The organism is Asanoa ishikariensis (assembly GCF_900107455.1).
GTDB lineage: Bacteria > Actinomycetota > Actinomycetes > Mycobacteriales > Micromonosporaceae > Asanoa > Asanoa ishikariensis.
Genome location: NZ_FNQB01000005.1, coordinates 388244 through 407881 on the forward strand (window position 1 = coordinate 388244; position 19638 = coordinate 407881).

The 19638-nt window shown below is 68.1% G+C and carries 16 protein-coding genes, 2 pseudogenes and 1 riboswitch; of the genes and pseudogenes, 4 read left to right on the plus strand and 14 right to left on the minus strand.

Annotation, left to right across the window (positions count from 1 at the left end; translation table 11 throughout):
- The first annotated feature begins 256 nt into the window (after nt 1-256).
- Nucleotides 257-823 carry a GNAT family N-acetyltransferase gene (locus BLV39_RS38705; protein ID WP_143050074.1) on the plus strand — a complete coding sequence of 189 codons (567 nt, stop codon included), beginning with the start codon at nt 257-259 and terminating at the stop codon, nt 821-823.
- Nucleotides 824-837: 14 nt separating this feature from the next.
- Here BLV39_RS38705 and BLV39_RS38710 read toward each other — a convergent pair whose 3' ends face one another.
- The 12 genes and pseudogenes from BLV39_RS38710 to BLV39_RS38770 all read right to left on the minus strand — a co-directional run bounded on the left by BLV39_RS38710 (nt 838) and on the right by BLV39_RS38770 (nt 14327).
- Nucleotides 838-1743 (minus strand): HoxN/HupN/NixA family nickel/cobalt transporter, encoded by a 906-nt coding sequence (locus BLV39_RS38710; protein WP_090803700.1) that lies wholly within the window; start codon nt 1741-1743, stop codon nt 838-840.
- 191 nt (nt 1744-1934) lie between these two features.
- On the minus strand, nt 1935-2549 hold the full coding sequence (locus BLV39_RS38715) for a superoxide dismutase (RefSeq protein ID WP_090803703.1): 615 nt from the start codon (nt 2547-2549) through the stop codon (nt 1935-1937).
- Between the two features lie 90 nt (nt 2550-2639).
- A pseudogene (nicT, locus tag BLV39_RS44570) lies at nt 2640-3656 on the minus strand (Nickel transporter NicT).
- Nucleotides 3657-4532: 876 nt separating this feature from the next.
- Nucleotides 4533-4751, minus strand: a complete 219-nt coding sequence (locus tag BLV39_RS38730) for a sigma factor-like helix-turn-helix DNA-binding protein (protein WP_090804127.1) — start codon at nt 4749-4751, stop codon at nt 4533-4535.
- 70 nt (nt 4752-4821) lie between these two features.
- Entirely contained in the window at nt 4822-5187 is a 366-nt protein-coding gene (locus tag BLV39_RS38735; protein WP_090803706.1) for a hypothetical protein, read from the minus strand.
- A gap of 60 nt (nt 5188-5247) precedes the next feature.
- Nucleotides 5248-6054, minus strand: a pseudogene (locus BLV39_RS38740) (ECF transporter S component); the annotation flags it as partial.
- The gene (locus BLV39_RS38745) at nt 6051-7664 is read right to left on the minus strand and encodes an ABC transporter ATP-binding protein (RefSeq protein ID WP_090803708.1); all 1614 of its coding nucleotides are present in this window, start codon (nt 7662-7664) and stop codon (nt 6051-6053) included. The pseudogene BLV39_RS38740 and the gene BLV39_RS38745, both read right to left, overlap by 4 nt.
- Complete coding sequence (locus BLV39_RS38750) at nt 7661-8758, minus strand: energy-coupling factor transporter transmembrane component T (RefSeq protein WP_090803710.1); 1098 nt, start codon at nt 8756-8758, stop codon at nt 7661-7663. The genes BLV39_RS38745 and BLV39_RS38750 overlap by 4 nt, the downstream gene beginning before the upstream one ends.
- Nucleotides 8758-9672, minus strand: coding sequence for a hypothetical protein (locus tag BLV39_RS44575; protein WP_373315427.1), 915 nt, complete (start codon nt 9670-9672; stop codon nt 8758-8760). The genes BLV39_RS38750 and BLV39_RS44575 overlap by 1 nt, the downstream gene beginning before the upstream one ends.
- A 2-nt stretch (nt 9673-9674) precedes the next feature.
- Nucleotides 9675-10538: a hypothetical protein gene (locus tag BLV39_RS38760; RefSeq protein ID WP_204082979.1), complete on the minus strand. Its 864-nt coding sequence runs from the start codon at nt 10536-10538 to the stop codon at nt 9675-9677.
- Nucleotides 10535-13102, minus strand: a complete 2568-nt coding sequence (locus BLV39_RS38765) for a hypothetical protein (protein ID WP_143050075.1) — start codon at nt 13100-13102, stop codon at nt 10535-10537. The genes BLV39_RS38760 and BLV39_RS38765 overlap by 4 nt, the downstream gene beginning before the upstream one ends.
- 50 nt (nt 13103-13152) lie before the next feature.
- Nucleotides 13153-13294, minus strand: a riboswitch (adenosylcobalamin (AdoCbl) riboswitch).
- A 139-nt stretch (nt 13295-13433) separates the two neighbouring features.
- A complete protein-coding gene (locus BLV39_RS38770; RefSeq protein WP_239084038.1) occupies nt 13434-14327 on the minus strand; it encodes a prenyltransferase/squalene oxidase repeat-containing protein in 894 nt (297 codons plus the stop codon).
- Nucleotides 14328-14448: 121 nt separating this feature from the next.
- Here BLV39_RS38770 and BLV39_RS38775 point away from each other — a divergent pair, with 121 nt between their 5' ends.
- Nucleotides 14449-15129 (plus strand): hypothetical protein, encoded by a 681-nt coding sequence (locus tag BLV39_RS38775; protein WP_425304728.1) that lies wholly within the window; start codon nt 14449-14451, stop codon nt 15127-15129.
- Nucleotides 15130-15594: 465 nt separating this feature from the next.
- On the opposite strand, the gene BLV39_RS43405 is transcribed toward BLV39_RS38775, so the two are convergent.
- Complete coding sequence (locus BLV39_RS43405; protein WP_176985270.1) at nt 15595-15741, minus strand: hypothetical protein; 147 nt, start codon at nt 15739-15741, stop codon at nt 15595-15597.
- A gap of 111 nt (nt 15742-15852) precedes the next feature.
- Here BLV39_RS43405 and BLV39_RS45215 point away from each other — a divergent pair, with 111 nt between their 5' ends.
- Both BLV39_RS45215 and BLV39_RS45220 read left to right on the plus strand, forming a co-directional pair.
- Nucleotides 15853-16173 (plus strand): HNH endonuclease, encoded by a 321-nt coding sequence (locus tag BLV39_RS45215; RefSeq protein ID WP_090804132.1) that lies wholly within the window; start codon nt 15853-15855, stop codon nt 16171-16173.
- Nucleotides 16174-16390: 217 nt separating this feature from the next.
- A complete protein-coding gene (locus BLV39_RS45220; protein ID WP_373315430.1) occupies nt 16391-17608 on the plus strand; it encodes an ApeA N-terminal domain 1-containing protein in 1218 nt (405 codons plus the stop codon).
- Nucleotides 17609-17987: 379 nt separating this feature from the next.
- Here BLV39_RS45220 and BLV39_RS38785 read toward each other — a convergent pair whose 3' ends face one another.
- Nucleotides 17988-19520 carry an AlbA family DNA-binding domain-containing protein gene (locus tag BLV39_RS38785; protein ID WP_090803722.1) on the minus strand — a complete coding sequence of 511 codons (1533 nt, stop codon included), beginning with the start codon at nt 19518-19520 and terminating at the stop codon, nt 17988-17990.
- Nucleotides 19521-19638 lie beyond the last annotated feature (118 nt).

Genomic DNA, 19638 nt, shown 5'->3' on the forward strand with positions numbered 1-19638 from the left:
CCGGGGTTCGAGGGGCGTGCGGTGCTCCTGCATCATCATGGTTGTTGCAAAGTCTTGGCAATAACGGGATAGTGAACGTCGTGGAACGACCCGATCGGCCGGCGTGCCGCTCACGCCGATCGCCTGCTCAGGGGACCTGCAAGGTTGGGTCGCTCCACGTCGACTGCCCGGCCGTCGGACTCCGCGGCCGGGTTGGGCGGCGCCCACCGCGATGGTCCTCAACCTTGTGGGCGCCGCCATTTTTCTGGCGGGCGTCATGACCAGCCGTTCGGCAGCGATCGAGACAGTGCCGGCGGAACGGTTCCTCGGCATGGCCGAAGACCTGACGCCGGTGTACGCCGCAGCGTTCTCCCGACCGCCGTGGAACGAGCGCAGCGACGCGTTCGCCGCCTTCAGCGCCCGTTTGCCGAACGAGGCGAGCCGCCCGGGCTTCACCGCCGCGGTGACGCGGAGCCTGTCCGGTGCGCTGACCGGTTTCGCCTACGGCTACCCGACGCCGACACCGTTCCCGACCGGCCGGTCCTATAACAAGGCCAGCGCCGCGCTCGGCGCCGGAGCAACCGAGCTGTGCGGGCGTTTCGAAGTCCTCGAGCTCGCCGTGCGCCCGGAGGCCGAAGGCGTCGGGAACGGCCGGACCTTGCTCGACTCGATCGTCGGCGGACGCTCGGCCTGGCTGCTGACCTCCGCGAACGCGACCCGCGCTGTCGGCTTCTACCGGCGCCGCGGCTGGCGCCCTCTCGGGCAGGCCGACGGCGCGATCGTCTTCGCGAGCCCTCCGCGCAGCCCAGCCACGTCACGCCACCACAGCAAGGCCCGATCCTGAGTCTCGACGCCCCGTCAAACGGTCGTGAGATGGACGGCCGCGATGGTGACCAGGCCGGCGCCGAAGATGGTGACGGCGCTGGCGGCCAGGATCGGGGTGAACCGGCTGGCGAGCTTGAGCGCGCTGATGGAACGCGCGCTGCGGCTGATGACGGTGCTGCCGGCGACGGCGAGCACGCCGACTCCGAAAAGCACGACGGCCATGCCGATCCCGAACGTGACGACCAGCAACAGGGCGAAAGCGCCACGGCCGAGAAACAGTCCGCTGGCCAGAACCAGGAACGCGGCCGGTGACGGCGTGAGGCCGCCCGAGACGCCCAGCAGCAGTAGGCCGGGACGCTTCGACGGCTCGTGATGGTGATCGTGAGTGTGGCCGTGGGTGTGCCCATGCTCATGGCCATGCGAGTGGTCGTGATCGTGGGTGTGCCCGCGCAGGTGCCGGCGCAGCATCCAGATGCCGGTGGCGATCACGAACGCTCCGGCCGCGACCTGGAGCCAGGTCGTGAGCTGTTCCATCCGCACGACGTCGGACAGCGACAGGAACGTCCAGGCGACCCCGATGACCAGCACTGAAATGGTGTGCATGACCGCGACGGACCCGCCGAGCCACGCGGCGTCGCGGATGCGTCCCCTGGAGCCAGCCAGGTAGGCGGCGGCCAAGGTCTTGCCGTGGCCGGGCGTGACGGCGTGCCAGGCGCCGGCGAGGAAAGCGATGACGAACGCCGCCGCCGGCACGCCGGGAGTCTGGATCAGGTCCTGAAGGCGGTCCGACACGGAGGTGGCCGACAGCGCGACCAAGCCGGCGCGGGTGGTGTCGAGGCTGATGGCGACCGTCTGGGGATCGCCGAACGGGTGCGCCGACGCCGGCCCCGGGGCGAGCGCGGCCCCGGTGACAGCTGCCCCGACGACGGTCAACGCCATCACGGCACGGCTACAGGGGGAGATCACGGGAACACACTCCGGGGCGCGGACCTTACGAACGGCCCAGTGTCTCCACCGGCCCTGACCTGCGCAGGCACTCGAAGGTGATCTTCAAAGGTCGTCGACGTGAACATCCGGGCGCCGGCCGTAGCGGGGCGGCGGATGGCGGTCCGCCACCCCGCTACGGGGCATCAGGCCGGCTTGTTCCCGGCCTTCGCCGCGGCGTACCGGGCAGCCACGTCCGGCCAGTTGACGACCTCCCACATGGCCTTGACGAAGTCCGGGCGTACGTTGCGGTACTGCAGGTAGTACGCGTGCTCCCAGGCGTCGAAGGCGAGCAGGGGCACGGAGGTCTGCGCGACGTTGCCGTGGTGGTCGTAGACCTGCTCGACGATCAGGCGACCGGAGAGGGGCTCGTAGGACAGCACGCCCCAGCCGGAGCCCTGTACCAGGGTGGTGGCCGCGGACAGTTGGCCGTGGAAGCCCTCGAACGAGCCGAAGAACTCGTTGATCGCCTCGCCGAGGTCGCCGTCGGGGCGGTCGCCGCCGTCCGGGGTCATGTTGGCCCAGTACAGCGAGTGCAGCACGTGGCCGGACAGGTTGAACGCGAGCGTCTTCTCCAGGCCGACGATGCTGGCGAAGTTCCCGGCGTCGCGCGCCTCCTCGATGCGTTCGAGGGCGTCGTTGGCGCCCTTGACGTACGCGGCGTGGTGCTTGTCGTGGTGCAGTTCGAGGATCTGCCCGTTGATGTGCGGCTCGAGCGCCGCGTAGTCGTAGGGCAGGTCCGGCAACGTGTAAACAGCCATCTGGTGTTGTCCTCCAAGCGATGGATCGCCACTGCTGCAACTCTTACGCTGTTGCCAGCAATGTGCAACAACCCTACGTGGAGGGTTTGCTCAGGACTCCGACGGCCTTGACGCCACGTTCGCCGACCAGCGTTCCTCGACCCGCGCGAAGCGCCAGATCGCGATCGCGACCAGCCAGGACACGACGAACAGGCCGACGATGGCGTACCCGGCGTAGTCGAGCGGGATCGAGGCGATCGCGGCGATCGGGCCGTGGGTGATGTGCGCCTGGTCGGCGATCACCCCGATGAGCTCGATCGTGCCGATGATCAGCGCCACCGCGACCGAGATCGAGGTGATGGTGATGTTGTAGAAGACCTTGCGGACCGGCTTGGCGAAGGCCCACCCGTACGCGGCGTTCATGAACACACCGTCGGCCGCGTCCATCAGGCACATGCCGGCGGCGAACAGGATCGGCAGCACGAGGATGGCGTAGAACGGCAGGTTGAACGCCGCGGCCCCACCGGCCAGCACCAGCAGTCCGACCTCGGTCGCGGTGTCGAAACCGATGCCGAACAGCACGCCGATCGGATAGATGTGTCACGGCTTGCGGACCGAGCGGGTCAGGCCGCCGAGGAAACGGTTCATGAACCCGCGCTTGTTGAGCTGGTCTTCAAGTTCCTGCTCGTCGTAGGTGCCGCGGCGCATCTCGCGGAACACCTTGATGATCGCGAGGAGTACGACGAGGTTGAGGATGCCGAGGATCCACAGGAAGACACCGGAGACCGACGCGCCGATGACGCCGGTGATGGAGTGGAGGTTCTACCCATCGTCCTCGACCTGCCCGGCGAGTGCCCGCACGCCGATCGAGAGAAGGAGCGCCAGCGAGAAGACGATCGTGGAGTGGCCGAGCGAGAACCAGAATCCGACCGACAGCGGCTTGCGGTCGTTGCCGGTCGCGGCGTTGTCGGCCATGAGCTTGCGGGTGGTGTTGTCGACGGCGGCGATGTGGTCCGCGTCGAACGCGTGGCGTAGGCCGAACGTGTAGGCGAGCACGCCCAACCCGACCGTGAAGACCGGGTTGTCACCGCCCAACGAGAAGTGCTTCGGTGCGACCAGACCGGCCATCCCGCCGAGCGAACACCAGTCCCGGCGGGTCAGGCTGCGACGGAACCGGGTTACTCCTGAGACGTGCGCCGCCTCTTCCTTTGCTGGCCGTAGCGGACCCTTCTCGACCTGGGAGAACCGGGTCGGACGCTACGCCGGGCCAGCCTTACTGCACAGAGTTGGCAACAACACAACATCGGCGCCAGTGCCTGCCGGCACTTCGCGTGGGGTCGACGAGGCCGGCTACAACCCGGCCGGCTGGGCGCCAGAAGAATCAGCTGCGAAGTCTCAGCTGGTGATCAATGCGGCCACGGTGTTTCCGTCGGTGGCGGTGCGCCCGGTTGTGCGCTGGTAGCGCCGCACGATGTGATGGTGCCGCGTGTGTTGACCGAGCCGCCGTTCGGCGCGCATGAGCGCGTTGCGACGCGGGGGTGGGAATGCCGCCGCGAGAGCCGAGAGCAGCGTTCGTGGATCGACCCGTGCGTAGCGATGCCTCGTAGATGGCCTGGGCGTCCAACCCGAGGGGTGGGCTCAGCTGAGCGCATCGCCGCCTCGCCTTCGCCGCGCCGAAGGGAAGTAGCGGTTCCCGTGCGGGCGGTTGGTCCAGCAGTCCCGGCCCGGAAACGGCTAGCAGCCGATCGAGGTCGACGCCGAGCGTGGCAAGGGCCTCCCGGTCGGCTGCTGCGCCCGCGCCGGCCGGGGCCGCGAGGCTAACGGCTTCCCCGATCGCCGCGGCCGTCGCGCCATGCTCGGTGAGCACGGTAGAGACATCGCAGCCGGCCGTGGTGAGGGCGAGTAGCAGGTGTTCGCCGCCGACCCGGTAATGCCCGAGGTCCCGAGCGTGGGTCATCGCGCGGCTCAGAACGCGGCGGAGCTCGGGCTGATCGCCTCGGAACATCAGTCCTCCATGCCGCGGTGGTATTTGCGGTGCACGGTTTGTTTGGTGACGCCAAGCCGCGTGGCGATGTCCTGCCACGACCATCCCGCTCGTCGTGCCGCCGCGACGTGCTCGGCCTCGACCTGCTCCAGCAACCGGCGCAGTCGGGCAACGGCGCGCAGCCCGGCGTCGGGGTCTGTGCCGCGGGTGGCGTCTTCGAGATCAGCACCAGCCGACATGTTCGTCAGCATATGCTGACGCCGCGTGAGGCGTCAACATATGCTGACGGAGTCCAGGGTCTTGCTCGCGTCAATGCGATCCGGGCGCCTGGACGACGGAGAGCTCCAATATGGCGGGCAACGGGGCGACGCCCGGGCCACCGGCGTCGACCCAGGCGACGATATCGTCGGTCACTACGTCGTTGACTACCAGTCCGAACCAGACCGGCCGGGCACCCCGGCGGCGAGCATCAGCGGTCGGGTGTACCACGACGACGTTGGACTGCGCGCACGCGTCCAGGCAGTCACTGACGCGCACGCGGTGAGGCGCGGGTAGGGCGTTCCGGAGACGGTCGAGCTGCGCGTCGTGGTCGACGTCGGGGTGTTTGGTGGCGCTGCCGCAGCAGCAGTCGCGACATACGGTGACAAGACACGCGTTGGCGGATGGCTCTACGATCGTCGGCTCCTCGAACGGCGGTGACTGTGAAACGTAAGTGATGGCGCCGGAAGCACATCACGCGGCGAAGGTGCCGATCTCGCCGTACGAAGCCTTGCGGGCCGCGCGGCGAAGGACCGTCAGGATCGCGGGGCCCAGGACCACGATGGCGATCGTGTTCGTGATCGCACGTCCGGTGTCCCAGCCCGCGGTGGAGGTGAGCACGGTGAAGACGACGAACCGGTGCAGGTTGTCGAGGACCGGTGCGCCGGGAACGTAGGAGATGTGTCCGCTGTAGTAGTCGACCTCGGCGCCGGTGATGAAGGGCCAGAACCAGAGGTTCATCACGAACCCGAAGACGTACGCGACGAGGATGCCGTACCCGACGAGCATGGCGATCTCGGCCTTGCCGGTGACGCGTTTTGGCAGGAGGCCGGCGCCCATGCCGATCCAGGCGGAGGCGAGCATCTGGAACGGGAGCCACGGGCCGACGCCGGCGGTCAGCAACGCGGACGCGAACAGCGACGTGCAGCCGAGGACGAAGCCGAAGCCGGGGCCGAAGACGCGGCCGGCCAGGACGAGCATGAAGAAGACGGTCTCGATGCCGGCGGTGCCGGCGCCGAGTGGGCGCAGGGCGGCGTTGACCGCGGACAGGACGCCGAGCATGGCGAGGGCTTTGGAGTCCATGCCGCCTTCGGTGAGCTCGGCCAGGACGACGACGATGAGGATCGGCAGGATGCCGATGAACACGAACGGGGCATCCGGGCCGTGTTGCATGCTCTGCGGCTCGACGCGGACCAGCAGTGGCCAGACGAACATCATGAGCCCGGCCAGCGACGCCAGGGTGAGCACCGCCGCCGAGCGTGGTCGGACCCGGATCGCGTTCACCGGACCTCCTGGTGCAACGCGGCGGCCACCTCGGAGACGGTCAGCCAGTCCGGGCCGATGATTTTGGCGACCTGGGTCGCGAAGGCCGGCGATCCGCCGAGCACGTCGACGGTCGGGCCGTCGGAGACGACCTCGCCCTCGGCGAGGACGACGACCCGGTCGGCGACGGTGGCCACGAACTCGACGTCGTGGGTGGCGACGACGACGGCCCTGCCCTGGTCGGTGAGGTAGGCGATCTGCCGGCCGAGCGCGGCCTTGGCGTTGTAATCGAGGCCCCGGGTGGGTTCGTCGAGCAGCAGCACCGGTGGGGCGGCGGTCAGCTGGATCGCCAGGACGAGGGCGAGCCGTTGTCCCTCGGACAGGTCGCGCGGGTGCTGGTCGGGGTCGATGCCGGGCGCGAGCTCGTCAAGCAGGAAGCGGCAGGTGCCAGGTGTGGCGTCGGACTCGCGGTCGGCGGCGGCGCATTCCTGTGCCACGGATTCGAGGTAGAGCAGGTCGCCGGCGGACTGGGGCACCATGCCGACCAGGCGTCGGGCACGGGCGCTGGGAAGGTCGACGGGGTCGACGCCGTCGACCCGGACCGTACCGCCCTGTCGTGGCCCAGATCCTTGGACGGCCCAGAGCAGCGAGGACTTGCCGGAGCCGTTGCGACCCATCATGGCCAGGACCGTGCCGCTGCGCAGGTCGAGGTCGACGCCGCGGACGGCGACGGTGGCGCCGTAGCGGACGACGATGCCGGTGGCGGTCAGCGTCGCGGGCTCCGTGCCGGCCGGCGCCGGTCGTCGGGGCGCCGGGCCGGCGGCGAGGTCGCGGCGGATCGGCTCGGCGAGTCGGCGGGCGTCGCGCACCGACAGCGGCAGCGGTGACCACCCGGCGACGCGGCCCAGTTCGACGATCGGCGGTGCGATGGGCATACCGGCGAGGACGCCGGCGGGTTCTCCATCCACGATGGATCCGTCGCCGGGTAGGTAGAGGAATCGGTCTGCGAACGGAACGACTCGTTCGAGGCGGTGCTCGGCCATGAGGACCGTGGTGCCGAGGTCTTGGACGAGCCGGGCGAGGGTGGCGAGCACGTCTTCGGCGGCGATGGGGTCCAGGGCCGAGGTGGGCTCGTCGAGCACGAGCACCTTGGGGTGCATGGTGAGCACGGCCCCGATGGCGACGCGTTGTTGCTGGCCGCCGGAGAGCGTCCGCAGGGGGCGTCGGCGCAGCTCGGCGATGCCGAGCAGGTCGAGGGTCTCCTCCACGCGGCGGCGCATCACCTGTGGTGCGACACCGAGCTGTTCCATGCCGTACGCGAGCTCGTCCTCGACGGTGTCGGTGACGAACCCGGCGAGCGGGTCCTGGCCGACCATGCCGACGAGGTGGGCGAACTCGCGCGGTGGTCGGGAGCGGGTGCTGACGCCGTCGACGGTGGCTGTGCCGGCGAGGTGTCCGCCGGCGAAGTGCGGCACGAGGCCGTTGACGGTGCCGAGCAGCGTCGACTTGCCGCTGCCGGTGCGGCCGGCGAGCAACACGAGCTCGCCTTCGCGGATCGTCAGCGTCACGTCCGACAGGACCGGTCGCGGGGCGCCGCGGTACCAGAAGCTGACGTGATCGAGGGTGATCATGCTGGTGCCTTTTCGAGCTCGAGTGGCGGCGGGGCGAGCAGGGCCGGCGTGACGCCGATCAGCACCCCGATCAGCGGGGGCCAGGACAGCAGCGGCCAGGACAGGGTGATCAGCGACGGGTTGAGGTTGGTCGGGTCGACGCGGGAGGTCCCGAACATGACCACGGCGACGGCGACGCCGCTGGCGGCGACCACGATCTCGGCGAGGAGCCAGCGATCGGGGCGGTAGCGGGTACGGTGCACGCGCCGCCCGGCCGCGCGGAAGCCGAGCACGGCGATCACGAGACCGGCGACCAGGACAGGCGTGGCCAGGTAGCGCGGGGTAGAGCCGTCGAGGGTCGCGTAGACACCGACGCAGACGCCGAGCAACCCGACGATCATCAGCACGCCGGTGGCGGCGCGGGCCCGAGTGGTGGCGACACCGGCGCGGCCGTACCCCCGCGAGTCCATCGAGGCGGCCAGCAGCAGGGAGCGGTCCAGGGCGTCGGCGAGGATCGGGATCACGATTCCGCGCAGCGCGCGAACGCCTTTCCCAGTGCCGCCGCGCAGTTTGCGGGCGCGACGGACCCGCAGCACGCTCTCGGCCAACTGCGGAAACACCGACAGCGCGACGGTGACTGCCGTGCCCACCTCGTACAACGCGGCGGGCATGGCTTTGAGCAGCCGCTTCGGGTTCGCGAGGGCGTTGGCGGCGCCGAGGCAGACCACCATCGTGGCCAGCCGCAGGCCGTCGTAGAAGCCGCCGAGGACCGACTCGGCCGAGACCGCGCCGAACAGTCGGATCCCGGCGGCCCAGGCGGGCAGCGGGATCTCGGGGAGCCGCAGGATGATCGTCGAGCCTTCGGCCCCGCCGAAGATGATCCTGAACAGGACCCGCATGGTGACGATGAACCCGGCCAGGACCAGATAAAGGCGGAAGGCCAGCGCCCAGGGTGCCTCGCCGCGACGGGCGATCACGACCAGGCTGGCCACCGCAACGATCAAGCCGAGCAGCCACGGGTTGGTGGTCCGGCTCGCGGCGGTGGCCAGGCCCAGCGCCCACACCCACCAGGCGGCGGGGTGCAGGTCGCGGGGAAGAAACCAGGTGCTGCCCATCAGGCCTTGCGCGCCCTGCGGCGCTGCCGGGCGATCCACCAGCTCGCCGCCGCCAGCAGGACGACGGCGGCGCCGGCCACCCAGGGTGCGTACGGGCTGGCGCCGGACTGGCGGCGGAGCACTTTGTTGACGTCCTCAGCCTGCTCGCCGCCGGTGAAGGCGACGCTGAGGGCGGGGTTCGCCGCGGTCGGGCTGGCGCTGTTGCGCGGGCGCGGCAGTGGAAGAGCGGCGCTCGTGGCAGGTGCAGGCGGCGGCTCGGCGGCCGGGGGGTCGCCGTCACCGCCGCCGTTGTCCGCGCCGGGCGGCGTGTTCGGCTGGGGCTGCTGCTGCTCGTTCGGGTCGTTCGTGGTCGGCTTCGGTTCCTCGGTGGCGTTGCATGTGCGGCCCTCGGCGCCAGGACGGACGGCGGCGATCCTCGGCTGTGGGTTGGTCTTGGCCGTCTTGTTGAGGGAGAACGACCAGCCTTCGAAGCCGCCGGGGATGAAGTCGCGGTTCTTGATTCCCCACTGGCTATAGACCCAGGGGCAGTTGTTGCCGGCGTGCCAGTAGGACCAGTAGGCCGAGCCGGGCGGCGTGTCGATGCACAGCTCCCGGTAGTTCTGCTTGCCCTGCGCGGGGACGATCTCGACCGCCGAGGGTCGGTTCTCGACGCGGCAGATGAAGCCTTCGCCCCACCGCTGAACGCCGGCGATCTGGAACCCGGCGCCCTTGAGCGCGTCGAGCCCGGTGCCCCGGCTGGCGCTGGGGAAGCAGCGCACGATGGTGGTGCCGCCCAGGTCCTGGAAGTCGACCACGACGGTCACGCCGGTCGCCGACGGGCAGAACCCGGGCTTGCCCTTGCTCTGGTCGATGGCGTACGCGGGCGAAGCGACCGCCGTCAGGACGACGGCGGCCGCAGCCGCGATGAACCTCATCCTCATTGGACGGTGAGCTGGGCGGTCGCGTATACCGTCCCTTGAGGACCAACCGCGCGCACTGTGTAGGTGCAGGTGCCCGGGGCGGTCGGGGTGATCGTGCGGGTGCCGCCCGGCACCGCGAGCGCACCGGACCAGGAGCCGCCCCCGGTGGTCGGGGCGACCGCGTACGCGGTGACACTGGTGGAGTTCGTCGACGTCCAGGTCGATGACGTGCTCTGACCGAGGGTGATCTTCCGGTCGAGATCGTTGACCGACAGCCCGACAGTGGGTGCGCTGGGGCTGACAGCGGGGTTGCGGGGCGTGACCCGCGGAACCGGGTTCGTCGACGCGCTGCGGTTGAGGGAGAACGACCAGCCCTCGAAGCCACCGGGTACGACGTTGCGGTTCAGCGCGCCGAAGCTGCTGTAGGTCCACGTCGTGCCGGCGCCGTCGGCGTGCCAGTACGACCAGTACGCGTTGGCCGGCGGGGTTACGACGCAGGCTTCCTTGTACGTCGGGTTGCCCGTGCGTGGGATCGACTCGGTCGAAGACGGCCGGTTCTCCAGCCGGCAGACGAAACCGAGGCCCCACTGCGCGGTCCCGGTCACGCCGATGCCGGCGTCCTGCAACGCCTTGATGCCGGTGCGGGCGGTGCCCGGGCTGGCGTTCGGCGAGCAGCGGGTGATCGTGGGAGCGGCCACGCCGCCGTTGCCGTTGAGCTCCTGGAAGTCGATGACGACCGTGACACCGGTCAGGGCGTCGGCGCCGGTGCAGATGCCGTTGTAGCCCCTGGTCGGGTCGACGGCGCCGGCCGGTGTTGGTGCGGCGGCGATCAGGCCGACCAGCAGGGAGGCGGCGGAGGCGAGGGACAGGATTCGTTTCATGGCGCGACCACCTTGTGGGTTGAGTGCCGACGGACGAGAGAACGACGCACGAGCAGAAGGCCGAGCGCGATCAGGAAGCCGAGTCCGAACAGGGTCAGCGCGAGCCACAACGGCACACCGTTGTCGCGGTCGGCAGCGGCGACCGTTTGCTGGTCGGTGGTCGGCAGCGGCAGGCGGATCGCCATCACGACCGGGGAGCCGGTCGCCGCCGTCCAGGACCGCCCGGCAACGCCGGGTGCGGCGGCGACGCTGGTGCCCAGGTCGCTGGTCGGTCCGCCGTTGGGCAGGCCGCCGTCGGTGCGGGCCAGCGCGGACAGGGCACGCGTGATCGCGTTGGTGTCCAGGCCGACCGCCTGCCGACCGGCGGCTACGGCGGCGGACAGCGCCGGGTCGATCGCGCCGGCCGCGTCACGGATGACATCGGTGGTGCCGGCTGCCAGTGCGGTCGCGGCTCGCGTCAGCGACTGGGTGCGAGCTGGCGGCCATCCCGCCGGTCCGCCCGCGACCGGCGACGGGTCGGCGGTGCCGTCTTCGCTCGGTGCTCGTATGCCGTTGAGCGCGACGATCGCCGCCGCCGTGGCGGGGCGCTCACCGGCGGCGCAGGCGCCGGAGCCGAGCTCGGCCGGGAAGGTGCCGTCCGCGCATTGGCTGGACACGAGCGTGTCGACGGCCGCGCCGCTGTCTTCGGGCGTGCCGGCGATCGTCGCGAGGGTGCCCCAGGCGTGGCGGCGCACCGATTGTTTGGTGTCGGCGAAGGCGCCGGTGTCGGTGAAGTGGCCGTTGTCGCCGCGCAACGCGGCCAGGTCGGCGTCGAGAGCCGCGACGGTGGTGGCCGGCACCGCGCTGTCCGTCTGTCCGAACCGCGCGATGATCACGAGCTTGGCCAGGGGCTCGGCGTACGCGGCGGCTTCCTTCTCGTACGGCGCGCCGTGGGCGTACGCGTCGATCGACTCGTGCCGCAGCAGGAACTGGGTGGCCCGGCGGACGGCGGCGGGTTGCTCGCCGAGCACCCGCAGGGCCAGGACGAGGTCGGCGGTGGCGTCGTAGTCGACGAACGTCTTGCCGTTCTCGGTCACCTCGACGTGGTCGCCGCCAGCGAGCCGGCCGGCGAGGTAGCGGGCGAGCCGCCCACCGGGTGTGCCCGTCGCGACCTGCGGGGTCGACCCGGCCGTCGGGGTCGTTCGGGGCGTGATGCTGGGGCGGGGACGCGGCGGCGGGGTGGTGCGGGTCGGCCGCGGCGTCGGGGTGCGACTCGGCCGCGGCGTCGCCGTGCGCGTCGGTGTCGGGGTCATGGTGGCCGTGGGGGTCGGTGAAGCCGTCGGCGTGGGTGTGGGCGTCGCGGTGGGGATGGGAGTCGGGGTGTCGGTCGGCTCGGGGTCGGTGGGGACGTTGCCTAGGGCCAGGTCGAGGAAGCTGACCTGGGAGAGGCCGAGCGAGGCCTGGGCGCTGGCCCGGATCCAGGTGTCCAGACCCACGATCCCGCTGGTACGCGCCGCCGTGTAGTCCTCCGGCGTGTACGCGATCGCGCCGATGTCGCCGCCGAGCGCGTTGCCGGCATCGGCAGCGGTGGCCTGGGCACTTGCTAGGTAGGCCGCGCCGTCACCGACGGCGTTGTCCGCGCCGCCAGCGTCGGCGAGTGCCTGCACGATCAGGCCGGTGCTGTTGGTGTTCGGCGCCTGGGTGGTAACCCCGCCGCCCCAGCCGCCACTGTCGTCCTGGTTCGCGATCAGCCAGCTCACGGCGCGGTCGATCGGCTCGTCGAGACCGTTCGCACCGGCTTCCCGCGCGGCCAGCAGCGCGGACAGGGCCAGCCCGGTGGCGTCGCCGTCGGGTGCCGACTGGTCGGCGGCCTTGCCTTCGTCGCAGCTGGCCAGCCGCGTGGCGCCCTCGTCGTAGTAGAAGAAGATGCGGAAGTACCCCTCGGAGCACTGCTGGGTGAGCAGGGTGTCGATGGCGAGCTGGTCGTTCTCGCCGGCCGCGGCCAACCCGATGACGGCGAGGGACTGGCCGAACATGTTCGAGTTGTTGCTGACGTAGTCGGCGTACTCGGGATTCTTCGAGTAGTCGCTGACCCGGCCGGTGTCGCGGCCGGAGCGCAGGATGGCGGCTTTGGTCTCGGCGACCATGTCGTACCCGTCGAAGCTCCGCGGGTCGCGGCCGGCGACCTCGGCCGCCACCAGCACCTTCGCGGTCGCACCGCCGACGATGATGGCGTCGAACCCGGCATCGGGTACGAGGCCGTCCCATGTGAAGTAGTCGCTGGCGTGGCCGTCGTCGTCGAGGTTGCGGACGATCGGGGCGGCGAGCGCGCCGTCGCCGGAGGCGTACATGGCGAACAGGGTGTCGATCATCAGCCCGTAGTCAGGCAGGATGCCGCCGTTCGGGTTCTGCAGGGTCCCGTCGGGAGCGAGTTGGCGGGCGAGCCACGCCGAGTTGGAGCGGGCGGCCGGGCGGTCGGCCGCCTCCGCGTCGCGGGGTGCCGCGAGCAGCACGGCCGCGCTGACGGCCACGATCGCGACCAGGGCCAGCGCTTTGCCCGCGGTGACGCTCACCGGGTGTCTCACACATCGTCCTTCGGGTGGTGCGCGAGAACGAGGTGTGTGCCTATGCGGCGCGGGTCCCCTCTGTTTTCGCGACAGCGGTTTGACTCACCGCCCGCGTGATGGACCCGACTTGTCACCAGAGGTGACCCACGGTTGCGCGACAGCGCCGGACTTTGACCGGCTTCCTCTATCGCGGGCAGCTCAACGTATGGAGTTATGTCGACGCGATGTGGCGCCGAGCAGCCTGGACACTAACGGGAGGAGTCCTCGAACGCCACTGTGACGTTTCGCATCAACCGCACCTGGCCGCGTGGCCGGACCCCTTGGGAGTGGGTCCGGCCACGACGGTCCGTCACAACGGCAGCCGTTTTGACCGGCGCGCCAGCGAGGGCGCGCCAGGTGCTGCGCCGGTGCCGGACAGATCGGCGAACGGGGCACCGGCCGCACCCGGCACCGCTTGCGCGGTGGCGCGAGGCGCTGTCGAGGGATCGAACCCGGCCGGGCTGTAGGCGATGGCGCCGCGGTCTTCGGCGGCTCCGTCGCAGCCGACCTGGAGGCTCAGGATGAACTGCCGGGCCTTCTGCCAGGCCACGGGTCGTCCGGCTGCTGCGAGGGCCTGGGCTGCGAGGCCGGTGCTGTTGGTGTTGGCCGTTCCGAACGCGGCGAACGAACCGTCGGCGGCCTGGTTGCTGACCAGCCATTGGATGCCGGGTGCCGCGTCGCTTCGGCGACCGGCGGCGATCAGTGCCTGCACGGCCATGGCGGTCGAGTCGACGTCGCTGTCGCACACCGGTTGGGCGAACTGGAGGGGAAAGCCACCGTCGGTGCAGCGGCTGGCGGCGAGGAATGCCACCGCGGAGTTCGGGGCGCCGCCGGAAGGTTCCAGGGCGAGGATGCCGAAGGACTGCGAGAAGGCGTTGCTGAAGTCCCCGAACGCGGAGCGGTCCGTGAACCGACCGTCGGCGCCGAGCAGGCCACGCAAACGCGCGAGCAGGTCGACGCCCCCGAACGACGCGGGATTCTGGCCCCGGACCTGCACTGCGAGGGCGGCCTTCGCTGTCGCGCCCGCGTACGCCTCGGTGCCGTCACCGATGTAGCCGGCGAGGACCGCAGGCTGCGCCAGCCAGGTGGTCGCGGCGGCCGCGTCCACGCGGTTGTGCGGCGGGGCCGCCGAGGCGGGAGCGGCCGCAACGGTGGTGAGGGTCAGGGTGGCGAACGCGGCTGCCAACGCTCCGCGGACGCGCATCGATCGCAAGGCCATCAGACTGTGCCTTTCCGGCACGCGCGTCGAGGCAACCCAGGACCCACACGGCGGGCCGGACGGCTCCGACCCGCGAGCCACGACGGGTGGTGAGGAACCTGCTGATGTGTCGACGGGCATTCGGGCTCACGGCGCGCACCAGGTGCGCGCACGTCTACCGTTGCGGGCCAGCGCCGGACTTCGACCGGACTTCCCCCATCAACGCACGGCTATCCAGTTGTCGCGGACAGTGTGCACACGATCTTGGAGGCTGACCGACGCCGAAGCAGCCGATGTCGCCAGCGCCTCCTTCACCAAGTTGCTGGAAGAACGTCTCATCGGCCGTATCTACGCGGCTGCCGAGTCCGCCCGGCAAGAGGAACGACGTAAACGACAGCGGTCGCTTATTGCAGACATCGTCCATGCCGCCGACAACTGGACCAACACGATGCAGGAACTCGCTATTGGCAGCGCACGACGTCGGTGGGAAACGCGCGACATTGTCGAGTGGGTAAACAGCGATAGTGGGCGTGCGTTGGTAAGCAACATGCAGCTCATCAAGTCGAACGCACGTAAACTTCGTCTCGAAACACCGCACCCGGATCTGCTAGTGGCACTCGATGCCGCGCAAACGGCCGTGAGCAACCCAGAGGTCTTTGATCCGATCTGGAACGGATCTGGTAGCGCACCAGAGGCGAGGGCGGTCGTCTACCGACATCTCAACTACGTCAAACGAGTCTTCCTAAATCTCGAGCAGATCGGGATCAAGGTGCTGGCTGAGCCGCAGCCCGACGGCACGCAACCCTGATCATCGATGGCCGCCCAGGCAGGAAGACTCAGCGGCGGTGCCAATCTCGCTTTGAATGCGCCATCGGCCAGCTCGCGTCCGGTGGCGAGGATGGTCTCGTCGCCGCTCATTGCCTCGTTAGTGGGCCGACCACCTGTGCGGGTCCACGCCGATGACAGCTCGGTCCCGATGCGACGTTCAAGAGTCCTCCGCGCTCGAACCGACTGGTGTTGAACTGGGAGGGCGACGCTACTATCCCGATTCATGACGACCGAGCCCACGCCGGCCTTGCAGATCGACGACCCCTTGACCGTGCCGGCCAGCCTCCTGCCAGACGTCCTTGAAATGGTTCAAGCGAATCGCGATGGTGATTACTACCAGTTCACGTTGGGGGCTGAGTTGGACGGCTCGATGTACTGTTCGGCATTCACTCACTGGGTGGGCTGGACGGATGACACGATGCGCTATGAAATCCGGGAGCCCTCGCTAGTCGTCGGGGTTGCCGCGTTCGAGCAGCTTTACTACATCGACCAGCCGGCGCTGGTCGTAGAGGGCGCACGTCAGTTCGCGGTTTGGAACGTGCTCGGTGGCCACGGCATTGTCGAGCGAGCAACGGCGGAGGAGTTGATGCAAGATCGGCTCGTGCCGGCTGCATGCTCGCAAGCACCTACTGGGTCGGGGTTTGTGGTCCGGAGCGGATGCAGCAGCCAGGAATTGCAATACGCGCCGACCGCGAAACTCCGTATGGAGGTGCTCACCCGAGACGGATTTCGTTGCCGAGCTTGCGGGCGTAGCCCGAACGACCATGTCGACCTCGAGTTGCACGTTCATCACATCAGGCCGTGGGGCATGGGAGGCCTAACGCACCCGCTCAATCTTATAACGCTATGTAATACCTGCCATCGAGGGCTTCCTGCACGAAATGGCCCAGATCACTATGTGCGAGCCTTTCACGATCTCGTTCCAAGGAATACGGCCGGGCCAGAGGTCGAGCGCGGTGCCATCCAATACCGCGACGCGGTGTTGCGGTATCGCGAATGCGTTGTGCGCCGGTTGGCGGAATAAGAGCCAGCGTGCGCGGCGGGCCGAAGGCCCAAAGCGCAGCTCCGATAGGGCGCGCCGTGAGCAGCGCCTTAATTCTGTTTAAGCGCAACTCAGCAGTCAGTCGCGAAGCGGAGGGCGAGACAACACAGTGACCCAGGAGAAGATGGATAAGGTACTCGCCGGTGCAATCGGCCATTTTTGGCACAACGATCTCGCCATAAGAAAGACTGATCAGAAGATGGAACGTGGTTATGTTCGGCTTAACGAGCATGACGAGGTCGAGATTGCGAGTCTCAATGAGGATCCACGTCGTCGCCTCTTTGATGAATCGATTCCCTTCCCCAGGTCGATCACAGGAATTACTGAGCACGGCGGCATCATGGCGCTTGCCATTACGGGCAGAGGGTCCACGATCGGCTTCGGCCACGTAGCGAGCGTACTCCGCTATCGGGCGGGAGCAATTGTCGTGGGCGTGAATCCCAACGAATTGAGAACGGCCGGAATCAAGTCGCTTACGCTTTATTACTCCGGACTCGGATCCTGGGCTGGCATCGAGCGTGCGGACGAGGAATTCGGCCAGGACTCACGCGGCATCCTAAAGACTTACTCAATCGCTCTAGACGGCGCGGTTGATGAGACCGTCGGGCTCTCCGGTGGAACACAACTAAAGGTGTCCTCGCACTGGAGTGTGACAGGACCAAGCGATCGACGGATCCTAGCGACTCCCACCGCGATAACGGTGCAAGCAAATCGGCCGCGCCCTGCTAATGAGCTACGAGAGCGGCTTCACTGGGTGCATGCTCTGGCGTGCCTGGCTTATTCCGGGTTTATTGTCGCGGATGGCGGAGCGGTTATACCTGATCTTGGGCGTGAGGGTGAGAGCCCAACATATTGGGATCGGAGATTCATGCGCCGCCCAAAGGGAGCGCCGGAACCAACCGACCATGACTTTCCGATGTTTAGACTTGCGAGCATCGGCGGAATTGGCGGGCTGGGCCGATGGGTGCGGATCTGCGAGCAGCACCCTCGGGCGGTGCGCCCAGTAGTCGATGAGTACCTTCAAGGATTCCGATCGCCGAGTGTCCGGCTCTTAGAGGTTGCGTCCGGGATCGAGTATTGGGTCAATAGGCATCGGCGCTCGGCAGGGTGGGCCAAGGCAAGCGGCAGCAAGGCCCTCGTCCTGTCGAAGCACGTCGGGAAGTCCTTCGATCAATGGACCGGAAATTCGGCAAACTGGGCGCGGAAGTTCTGGGACGCATACAACGGCCTAAAGCATGAGCCATCATTCACGATGGATCCTCGCGAGACTGCAATACTAGCCGCTAGTGGCAGTCTGTTGCTGGGCGTCTCGGTTCTGAACCGTGCTGCACGAAGCAAGGCACCAGCGCGTGAGATATTCGGTACTGGTCATTTCAACTGGCAACTCAGAGACGCCGTGCGAGACCTGGTAGCCTAAAATACTCCGTCGTTCTCCGGCCTCGCCTTTGCTGGCAGATCGTCCCGCCGCGAAGCATGAGGCCCGGCTGTTCCCGGCCCTGGCGGCGTGGCGAGCGGCCACGTAGCGAGTTGACGGCCTCCCACACCGCCTTGACGAAGCACGGCTGTACGCCGCGGCATTGTGCTCAAGGGTGAGTGAGGGCGAGGCGATGCGTGTTGCATCGGTCTCAGCCACGGGTCGCTCGGAGCTCTACCTGAGTCGGAACGACGACGACCCCTGGTTCCTCGGTTGCGATCGTGGGGTAGGCGCGGCGCTTGTGAGGGAGTGGATAGGGCCAGCGTCCTCTCGGATACAGGTCGACGGCTTTGTTCGGACAGCGAGGTGCTGTTCTGGAGCGCTAATTCGCATGCGTTCTGGTTGTCGCGTGACGTTTCAGAAAGTCAAGTACAGCCATGTTGCGCGTGTAGGTGAAGCTTTCCCAGCCGTCGTATTGGAATCCTGCCTGGTGTGCCATGGCGTCGATCTCACCCATCGCATTGGCGATCCGCTCCTCGTCGTCGTGGCCGCCGACCTGGCGGCGCATGGCCTGATCGGTAGCCAACTCGACGAAGATCGGTTCGGTGCGGTGGTGGTTGTAGCGGGCAAAGTTGGGCCAGTAGCTTGGGCTGCCGGAGCCAACTGGATCGGCAAGGAACACGACGCCGGTGAGCGCGTCGAACTGGCACAGGCTGTCGAGGATCTGGTCGTCGTCGGCCGGCACACCGGCGTGTAAGGCTGCGGTTCCACGGACGACGTTGCGGGCGAGGCTGATGATGTCGGAGCTACCTTCGTCCAGCATCCGGGAGCGGCTGGCATTCACGATGGTGTAGCGGAACCAGTTGCGATAGAAGTCGAACTCCGAGCCTCGGACTTGCTGCTCGGCGAGCTGCCGGACGGCTGGCCAGTTTGTCATCCGTACCGCAAGCGAGCCAAGCCCGTAGGCGTGGGCAGCGATGTGTAGCCGCCGTTCCAGGTTAGCGACTCGATCACCGGGCCCGACGGGGTGCTCGAAGATTCGGGCCAGTGCCTCGACCGCATCAGTGAACCAAGGCTGCTCTCTGTAGGTAAGCGCCTGGGCTGCAACGCTGGTAATCCGCTGCAGCAGGGTGCCGAAGTCGGGCAGATCGAGGCTGGCCGCGTCTGTGACGGCCTGCAGCAGGGCGCGGCGCAGCGGTATGTGGTCCGACCGGCGGAGTAGCTCCAGGGTCAGTTCGTCGAAGGCGTTGGCGTCCAGCCTCCAGGTCATCGCAGCGGCGGGAAGCTGCTGCAGATTTTGGGCGCTGAGTCGCACGTTGATCATTGCACTGATCTCATCGCGATACTCGGTGCGCCAATCTTCCTTGTGGCGAGCGACGATGGCCGCGATGATGCGTTCCCGATCGTCGGGCTCCCACACCACCGATGAGGTGCCGCGACGCACGTACACCTCGCCGCGGCGGAACTCGGATCCCCTGCGTTTGCCGCCTTTTGCCTGTGAGTCATCGATCTCGTAGTCGCCGTTGCGGCTGAAGATGTGGAAGCCCTTGGGGCTCGCGCCGACGTACAGCAGCACCATTGGGCAACCGTCGATTGTGTGCCGGGCGACACCAAGCACAAATGGTTCCGAAAGGTACTTGACGATCTTCGACCGGACACGAGACTCGTCGAACAGCTCCAGATGGCGAGCCGTCAAGCCTGGGGCCGGGCGGCCGTCGTCTTGTGCACCGATGACGATGTATCCGCCGAGCTCGTTGCTGAGCATGGCGGCGATGTCCTTGACCAGCGCAACCACGTCGTAGGTGATGGAAAGGTCGGACATCGTCTTGAAGTCCAGGCCTGCCTGTTCGCAGCCTTCGTCCAGCAGCGAACGCAACTTTTCTTCTGTTAGCACCGGCTCGACGACGACCGCCATCTGAGGCCCTTCTACCTGCTCTGCTCGACACGTGAGGGTTAACCCGTTCAGGTTGAGTCGATCCACCGTGGACCCAGTACCGGTCGGCCCTTGACGTTCGTTCGGATCAGTGGAATAA

What these genes read in the sequence shown, in the direction of transcription:
- BLV39_RS38785 (WP_090803722.1), bottom strand. Translation starts at nt 19,520, where the DNA reads ATGGCGGTCGTCGTCGAGCCGGTGCTAACAGAAGAAAAGTTGCGTTCG.
- BLV39_RS38745 (WP_090803708.1), bottom strand. Translation starts at nt 7,664, where the DNA reads ATGATCACCCTCGATCACGTCAGCTTCTGGTACCGCGGCGCCCCGCGA.
- BLV39_RS44575 (WP_373315427.1), bottom strand. Translation starts at nt 9,672, where the DNA reads ATGAGGTTCATCGCGGCTGCGGCCGCCGTCGTCCTGACGGCGGTCGCT.
- BLV39_RS38770 (WP_239084038.1), bottom strand. Translation starts at nt 14,327, where the DNA reads ATGCGCGTCCGCGGAGCGTTGGCAGCCGCGTTCGCCACCCTGACCCTC.
- BLV39_RS38705 (WP_143050074.1), top strand. Translation starts at nt 257, where the DNA reads ATGACCAGCCGTTCGGCAGCGATCGAGACAGTGCCGGCGGAACGGTTC.
- BLV39_RS38710 (WP_090803700.1), bottom strand. Translation starts at nt 1,743, where the DNA reads ATGGCGTTGACCGTCGTCGGGGCAGCTGTCACCGGGGCCGCGCTCGCC.
- BLV39_RS45220 (WP_373315430.1), top strand. Translation starts at nt 16,391, where the DNA reads ATGGAACGTGGTTATGTTCGGCTTAACGAGCATGACGAGGTCGAGATT.
- BLV39_RS45215 (WP_090804132.1), top strand. Translation starts at nt 15,853, where the DNA reads ATGGAGGTGCTCACCCGAGACGGATTTCGTTGCCGAGCTTGCGGGCGT.
- BLV39_RS38750 (WP_090803710.1), bottom strand. Translation starts at nt 8,758, where the DNA reads ATGGGCAGCACCTGGTTTCTTCCCCGCGACCTGCACCCCGCCGCCTGG.
- BLV39_RS38760 (WP_204082979.1), bottom strand. Translation starts at nt 10,538, where the DNA reads ATGAAACGAATCCTGTCCCTCGCCTCCGCCGCCTCCCTGCTGGTCGGC.
- BLV39_RS38730 (WP_090804127.1), bottom strand. Translation starts at nt 4,751, where the DNA reads ATGTCGGCTGGTGCTGATCTCGAAGACGCCACCCGCGGCACAGACCCC.
- BLV39_RS38715 (WP_090803703.1), bottom strand. Translation starts at nt 2,549, where the DNA reads ATGGCTGTTTACACGTTGCCGGACCTGCCCTACGACTACGCGGCGCTC.